The sequence below is a fragment of the uncultured Thermus sp. genome, from assembly GCF_938010445.1.
Taxonomy (GTDB): Bacteria; Deinococcota; Deinococci; order Deinococcales; family Thermaceae; genus Thermus; species Thermus altitudinis.
The window spans coordinates 1-6,573 of the sequence record NZ_CALLUR010000058.1; the positions used below are offsets into that span (position 1 = coordinate 1).

The window sequence follows — 6,573 nt, forward strand, 5'->3', positions numbered from 1 at the left end:
CTCTTCGGCTTCCTAGCCCGGCATCCCTTGAAGCTGATCTACCAGGACCTTAGAAAGGGCAAGCGCTACCCCCGCACCCACTTGGCCCTCAGGGTGAGCGGGGTTTACCTAACCTTGGCCCTCTTAGGTTTTCTCCTCACCGCCTTCACCGCCCAGGGGCCCTTCCTCCTTCCCCTCCTTTTGGCCTTGCCCCTAGGGGCTTTCATGCTCTGGGCGGATACACAAAACCGCTCCCGCGACCTGTTCCCCGAAATAGCTGGCGCTCTCGCCATGGCCTCCTTGGCCCCAGCAGGGGTGCTGGCGGGGGGCTTGGGGCCGGAGATGGCCTTGGGGAGCTTTCTTGTCCTGGCCCTCAGGGACGTGGCCGCCCTCTACTACGCCCGCACCCAGGTGCTGAGGGCCCGAGGAATGCGCCCAAAACGCTACCCCGCCTATATCGCCCTTTGGTCCAGCGCTGGCCTCGCTTGGTTCCTCCAAGGCCAGGGGCTTCTCCCCCTTGCCGCATCCCTGGTCCTTCTGCTTCTGGCCCTCTATGGCAGCCTGGCCCTCCTCAGGCCGCCGGTGGAGGCCAGGATCATAGGCTGGACCCAGATGGGCTTTGGGCTTTTGCTGGTCTTGGCCACCGCCCTCGGTTATACCCTCCAGGGCCTCCCCACCGCTCTCCTGGGGGTACCGGCCCTGCACCGGTTTCTGGGCTGGGCCTTAGTGGGGTTAGCCTTCCTGGCAGGTCTCTATCTTCTATGGCAAAAAGAGGGGGGTAGGCCCATCCGCATCTTGGTGGGCTTTTATGACGTGAATGCCCTCTTGGGCCTCCTCTACCTGGCCTTCGTCTGGAAACCCCTCCCCCATCCCCTCCTGGCCCTCACGGGCGTGGTGCTCCTCCACCTCCTCCTGAAGAAACCCTACCCCTGGCCTGGGATAGGCTTCCTCCTCCTGGGGCTTCTGCTTCTTTGGCATTGAGGCCCATGGTGGGGGACACCACCCTCTTACGCCCGAAACCCGGGAAAATAAGAGCATGAGAAAAGCTTGGGGGATTGTCCTCCCTATCCTGGTCGTGGCCCTTTACGCCCTCTGGGGCCAACTGGGACCACTCGGGAAGAAACCAGAGAAGGTGGCTTGGGAGCTGGCCCAGTCACCTCCTGAGCGCCTGCAGGATGTTTATGCCAAGGCCCACCCCGCCGCCTTGCGCATAGATGGCCCCGAGGGAAGCCGGGGCACGGGCTTCTTCTACCGGGAAGGCCTGGTGCTCACCGCCTACCATGTGGTGGCGGAGGGAGGGCCCTACACCCTGGTGCTCGCCAACCGTCAGCGGGCCAGGGCCACCCTTTTGGGTTTCGCCGAACCCCTGGACCTGGCGGTCCTGGCCACGGAGGCCCAAGCCCCCGCCCTCCTTCCCCTGGAAACCCAAAGGCGCCCCCAGGTGGGAGAGGCCGTCCTGCACATCGGCAACGGCCGGGGCCAGTTCATCGCCCCCCGCTATGGGCGCATCACCCGGGCTTCCGTAGACCCTTCCCCCTTCCTGCCCCAGGGCCTGGTGGAAACCAGCCTGCCCCTTTCCCCTGGGGACTCCGGGGGGCCCGTACTGGACGGCCAGGGGAAGGTGCTGGGGGTGGCGGTGGCCATCGGCCAGACGGAAGCGGGTTTTAGGAGTTTCTTCACCCCCCTTGCGGAGCGGAGCGCCATCCTGGCGGATCTAGAACAAGGTAAAAGGAGCTACTGGCCCTACCTGGGCCTGAGGGGCCCCAGGACCCTCACGCCGGAGCTGGCCCGGGAGCTGGGCTTGCCCCCAGGGGGAGTACTGGCGGGAGAGGTGGTGCCCGGCGGGGCCGCCCACCGGGCAGGGCTAAGGGGCCTGGAGGCGGGAGGGGTGCCGGACGTGATCCTCGAGGTGAACCGCACCCCGGTGAATAGCTTTGAGGACCTCCTGCGGGAGGTGCGCCGCTACAGGGTGGGGGACCTAATCCGCCTCACCGTGCGCCGGGGAGGGGAGGTCTTCCAGGTGGAGGTGGAACTCGCCCCCTTCCCCGGGCGGTAGTCAGCCCATGAGGTCCCGGTAGGCGGGAATACCCGGTGCGCTTTCCGCAAGGAGCACCGCCCGGAGGATGGCCCGGGTTACGGCATCGGCGGCGTAGGCTCCCAGGCGCAAAAGGGCGTAAGGATCCACACCCTTCCCATCCCCCTGGGCCAGGGCGAAGACCAGGTCCCCATCCACGGGCGTATGGGCCGGGCGGATGGCCCGGGCGATCCCGTCTTGGGCCATGATGGCAAGCCTCCTGGCCTGGGCCTTGCTAAGGGGGGCATCCGTGGCCACCACCGCTAAGGTGGTGTTCTGGCCCAGGAGGGAGGGATAGCGGTAGTCCTCCGGGCTGCCCCGGTAGCGGGAGCGATCCGGAACCAAAGCCCTCTCCCCTTCCGCCAGGAGGTCTTCCCCATAAAGCCTTCCCGTCAGGGGGTCAAAAGGACGGCCTAGGCTGTTCACCGCCACCAGGGCCAGGACCCGGTACCCTTCCTCCAGAAGGTACCCCGCCAGGCCCACCCCGCCCTTTACCCCGCCCGCCACCGCCCCCGTGCCCGCTCCCACGCCCCCTTCCTCCACCTCCTCCCCCGCGGCACAGGCCGCCTGGTACCCCGCCTCCTCCCCCGGCGGGCGGTGCACCCCTCCCCGGCCCAGGTCGTAGAGCACGGCAGCAGGCACGATGGGTACCGCGCCTGCCGGGGTGGGAAAGCCCCTTTTCCTTTCCGCCAGGTAGCGCATGACCCCCTCCGCCGCCCTCAGGCCAAAGGCGCTTCCCCCGGTGAGGAGGAGGGCATGCACCCTTTCCACGGTGTTTTCTGGCTGCAAAAGATCCGTCTCCCGGGTGCCGGGGGCCGCCCCCCGCACGTCCACCGCCCCCACCCAACCCTCCTCCACCAGGACCACGGTGCAGCCGGTGAGGGCCTCGAGGTCGGTGAAATGCCCCACCCTGATCCCCGGCCAAAGGGCCGCTTTGCCCCACAAGGCTTCCGCCATAAGGCCAGTATCGGGTAGGCTAAAGGCCAGCACAAGGAGGGAGTATGTGGGAGTACCTGATCCACGGCGAGCCTTCCCCTAGCATCCAAGCCTTTCTAGAGGGTCTTGGGAAGGCCCTGGAAGCCCAGGGGTTCCGCTATAACCCCAAAGCCGAGGCCCCCAATCTGGTGCTGAACGCGATTTCTCCCGAAAACCCCCGCCCCTACCGGCGAAGGGCCCAGGCCACCTTCGTGGCCTCGGTGCTGGAGCTTCCGGCCTTTCCCGAAAACCCCCTGCAGGCCCTCTATCCCTACCTGGTCCGCGCCCTCTCCAACGTGCTTCTAGCCTACGTGCCCAGCCAAGGGGTCAAGTTCCTCACCCTGGAGCTCGGGCACTACGACGAGCCCAATGGCGAAGGGTTTTTTGAGCGGGTGGCCGCACGCCTAAGGCCCATCGCCTGTAGCCGCCTGGTCATCAACAACATCTTCCACCCGGACCTGGAGCCTGAGCTTTGGCAGGGGGACGAGCTCACGGAGAGCATGTACCGGGCGGGGAAGAGGCTCAAGGAGTGGGACCTCCTTCCTGCCCCCTTCCCCATTGAGGAGATCCTCCCTCCCGAGGACCTCCGCCATGTGAAGCGCCTCTATGGCATCGGCGGGCTTTCCTACGGCAACCTCTCCGTGCGCAAGGACGAGCGCCGCTTCTGGATGTCCGCAAGCGGCGTGGACAAGGCCAACCTAAGGGAGATCGGCCGCGACATCCTCATGGTAAAGGACTACGACCCCAAGGAAAACGCCATCCTCCTCTCCGTGCCCCCCCACGTGGAGCCCAGGCGGGTGAGCGTGGACGCCATTGAGCACTGGATGATCTACCGGGAACACCCGGGGGTAGGGGCCATCCTGCACGTGCACGCCTGGATGGAGGGGGTTCCCGCCACCCCCTTCAACTACCCTTGCGGCACCTACGAGCTGGCCCAGGCGGTGGCGGAAAAGGTACGGGAGGCCCCCGACCCCACCCGGGCGGTGGTGGGCCTGAAAAACCACGGCCTCACCATCACCGGAAGGAGCCTGGAGGAGATCATGGAGCGGATAGAGGGCAGGCTCATCCGCACCGTCCCCATGTCATGAAGGCCCTCCTCTACACCCCTTCCCTTCCTCGCTTCTTTGCGGCCCGGGCCATAGGTAAGCGCTTCCCCAAGGGCCTTCTGCCCCTAACCCTGGCCCAGGTGCCCCTTCCCGAGCGGCCAGGCTTCGTCAAGGTCAAGGTGCGGCTAAGCGGGGTCTGCGGCTCGGACCTTTCCCTCCTCTACGGGAAAAGCCCTCCTTCCATCAGCCCCTTCTTCTCCTTCCCCGCCGTCCTGGGCCATGAGATCCTGGGGGAGGTGGAGGGCAGCCTGGTGGCGGTGAACCCCCTCCTCACCTGCGCCGACCGGGGGCTTCCCCCCTGCCCAGCATGCCAGCGGGGGGAGGAAGGGCTATGCCAGAACGTGGCCGAAGGGCCCCTGGCCCCGGGGATGCTGGGCTACAACCGGGACCTGCCGGGGGGGTGGGGGGAGTGGGTGCTGGCCCGGCCCGAGAGGCTTTATCCCCTCCCTGAGGGCGTCCCCGAGGAGCGGGGCGTTTTGGCCGAGCCCCTGGCGGTGGTGGTGCGGGGTCTTAACAAGCTAAGGCCCTGGCCCAGGGAGATCCTGGTCCTAGGTATGGGTACCCTGGGGCTTTTGGCCCTCAAAGCCCTTCGGGCCCTGGGGTTTTCCGGCAAGGTGTATGGGGTGGCCAAGTACCCCCACCAGGCGGAGCGGGCTTGGGCCTTCGGGGCGGATGGGATCTACGGAAGCGCCAAGGAGGCCCTATGGGAACGGGCCCGGCGCTACCGCTACCTCCTCTTTGAGGGATACCGGGGCGGGTACGAGGCGGTCATAGAGGCCTCGGGAAGCGGGCTGGGTTTCCGCCAGGCCCTCACCCTGGCCCAGGAAGGGGGCCGGGTGCTCCTTTTGGGCGCCCCCGGCCTGGACTGGGCCGACCTCTCCCCCTTCTGGTTCAAGGAGGTGGGCCTGGTGGGAAGCTACACCTACACCCATGAGGAGTTTAGCCAGGCAGTGGGCCTCCTCCCAGAGCTTAGGGGATTGGAGGAACTCCTCGGGGGCATCTTCCCCCTCGAGGCCTGGCCCCAGGCCCTTGCCGCCAAGGGAAAGGCCCTCTTCCGGCCAGCCATCTCCTCATAGGAGCCTTTCCCCATGGCCGCCACGCTCCATGGCTAAAGCTTTTCCTCCGTAAAGGCACGTAAGATGGTAGCCATGTACGCCTTCCGCGAGGGCCTGCGGCAGATCCTCCGTCATCCTACGGCCAGTCTCGCCACCTTTTTTACCGCCCTCGTCTCCTTCGCCCTCCTTTACTTTCTGGGCCTCGTCCTATGGAACTTGGAGCGGGTAGTGCATACCCTCGAGAGGGAACTGGAAGTGGCGGCCTTCCTGCAAAAAGGGGCCGATGTGGAAGCCATCCTCAGCGAGATCCAGGGCTGGCCCGAAGTGGGGGAGGTGCGGCTTCAGAGCAAGGAGGAGGCCCTGGCCCAGCTGGTTCTGGACTACCCCTACCTGGCCGAAGCCAAGGACCTGGTGGAGAACCCTTTGCCCGACACCCTGCGCCTGAGGCTTAAGGACCCGGAGGCGGTGCGCAGGGTGGCGGAAAGGCTCAGGAAGCTTCCGGGGGTAGAGGGGGTGGAGTACGGAGGCGAGCTAACGGAAAGGCTGGTCCAGGTGCTGTCTGGAAGCCGCTTGGCCATGGGGGTCCTGGTGGGACTTCTTCTCCTCAACACCTTCTTCAGCGTCATGGGCTCCATACGCCTATCCCTGGAGAGCCGGAAGGAAGCCCTGGGCATCATGCTCCTGGTGGGGGCCACCCGGCGGTTTATCCAGGCTCCCTTCGTGGTGGAAGGGATCCTGCTCACCCTTGGGGCCAGCCTCCTGGCGGTGGCTTTCGGCAGCCTCCTGTACCGGGGCCTGGCCCAAGCCCTCCAGGGGCTCCTTCCCTTTCTGCCCGTGCTGGGGGTCAAGGACCTCTCACAGACCGGGCTCATGGTCCTGGCCCTGGCGGTGGTCCTGGGGGCCGGTGGGGCCCTCATGGCCACCCGGGCCTATCTGAGGGAAGTCTAGGATGGGCTTCCGCTGGATCCTCCTCCCCTTGGTCCTCAGCCAAGGCTTCCTGCTAGGGGTCTTGGCCCAGAACGTGCCTGCCCAGGAGCGCACCGTGCGCAACCTGGAAGACCAGCTGAGCCAGGCCAAGGCCCTGGAGGAGCAAAGCCAAAGGCGAATCCGCCTCCTAAACCAGGAGCTTGCCCGCCTATCCATCCGGGTGGAGAACCTGCTTAAGGAGAAAGCCCGCCTCGAGGGGGAGATCGCCCGCTTGGAGAAGGAGCGCGCCGTCTTAAGCCGGCAGATCGCCCAGTCCAAGGAGGAAATCGGCCAGACGGAAGGGCGTATCGCCAAGCTGGAAAGGGACCTGGAAAACCTAAAGGAGCGGCTCCAGGCCCTGATGCGAAGCCTGCACCGGGAAAGGGCTGGCCGCTACCTCCCCCTCCTCCGGGCCCAG

The 6,573-nt window shown here is 66.3% G+C and carries 6 protein-coding genes and 1 pseudogene; 6 read left to right on the forward strand and 1 reads right to left on the reverse strand.

Annotated features, from left to right (window positions below; genetic code table 11):
* On the forward strand, positions 1 to 960 hold a 960-nt coding region (locus Q0693_RS03195; protein ID WP_298629158.1), incomplete at its 5' end, for a YwiC-like family protein.
* Between the two features lie 55 nt (positions 961 to 1,015).
* Positions 1,016 to 2,035, forward strand: coding sequence for a S1C family serine protease (locus Q0693_RS03200; protein WP_298629160.1), 1,020 nt, complete (start codon positions 1,016 to 1,018; stop codon positions 2,033 to 2,035).
* Here Q0693_RS03200 and Q0693_RS03205 read toward each other — a convergent pair whose 3' ends face one another.
* A complete protein-coding gene (locus tag Q0693_RS03205; protein ID WP_298629162.1) occupies positions 2,036 to 3,010 on the reverse strand; it encodes a P1 family peptidase in 975 nt (324 codons plus the stop codon).
* A 44-nt stretch (positions 3,011 to 3,054) separates the two neighbouring features.
* Between Q0693_RS03205 and Q0693_RS03210 the strand changes: the two genes are divergently transcribed.
* From Q0693_RS03210 to Q0693_RS03225, 4 genes and pseudogenes are all read left to right on the forward strand, one after another.
* Entirely contained in the window at positions 3,055 to 4,116 is a 1,062-nt protein-coding gene (locus Q0693_RS03210; protein ID WP_243030376.1) for a class II aldolase/adducin family protein, read from the forward strand.
* On the forward strand, positions 4,113 to 5,210 hold the full coding sequence (locus tag Q0693_RS03215) for a zinc-binding dehydrogenase (RefSeq protein WP_298629164.1): 1,098 nt from the start codon (positions 4,113 to 4,115) through the stop codon (positions 5,208 to 5,210). Before Q0693_RS03210 ends, Q0693_RS03215 begins: the two co-directional genes overlap by 4 nt.
* 72 nt (positions 5,211 to 5,282) lie before the next feature.
* On the forward strand, positions 5,283 to 6,137 hold the full coding sequence (locus tag Q0693_RS03220; protein WP_298629166.1) for a permease-like cell division protein FtsX: 855 nt from the start codon (positions 5,283 to 5,285) through the stop codon (positions 6,135 to 6,137).
* A 1-nt stretch (position 6,138) separates the two neighbouring features.
* Positions 6,139 to 6,573, forward strand: a pseudogene (locus tag Q0693_RS03225) (peptidase M23); the annotation flags it as partial.

Bases quoted from the DNA above. Each gene is read 5' to 3' on its own strand.
- Q0693_RS03210 (WP_243030376.1), top strand. From the start codon at position 3,055: ATGTGGGAGTACCTGATCCACGGCGAGCCTTCCCCTAGCATCCAAGCC.
- Q0693_RS03205 (WP_298629162.1), bottom strand. From the start codon at position 3,010: ATGGCGGAAGCCTTGTGGGGCAAAGCGGCCCTTTGGCCGGGGATCAGG.
- Q0693_RS03200 (WP_298629160.1), top strand. From the start codon at position 1,016: ATGAGAAAAGCTTGGGGGATTGTCCTCCCTATCCTGGTCGTGGCCCTT.
- Q0693_RS03220 (WP_298629166.1), top strand. From the start codon at position 5,283: ATGTACGCCTTCCGCGAGGGCCTGCGGCAGATCCTCCGTCATCCTACG.
- Q0693_RS03215 (WP_298629164.1), top strand. From the start codon at position 4,113: ATGAAGGCCCTCCTCTACACCCCTTCCCTTCCTCGCTTCTTTGCGGCC.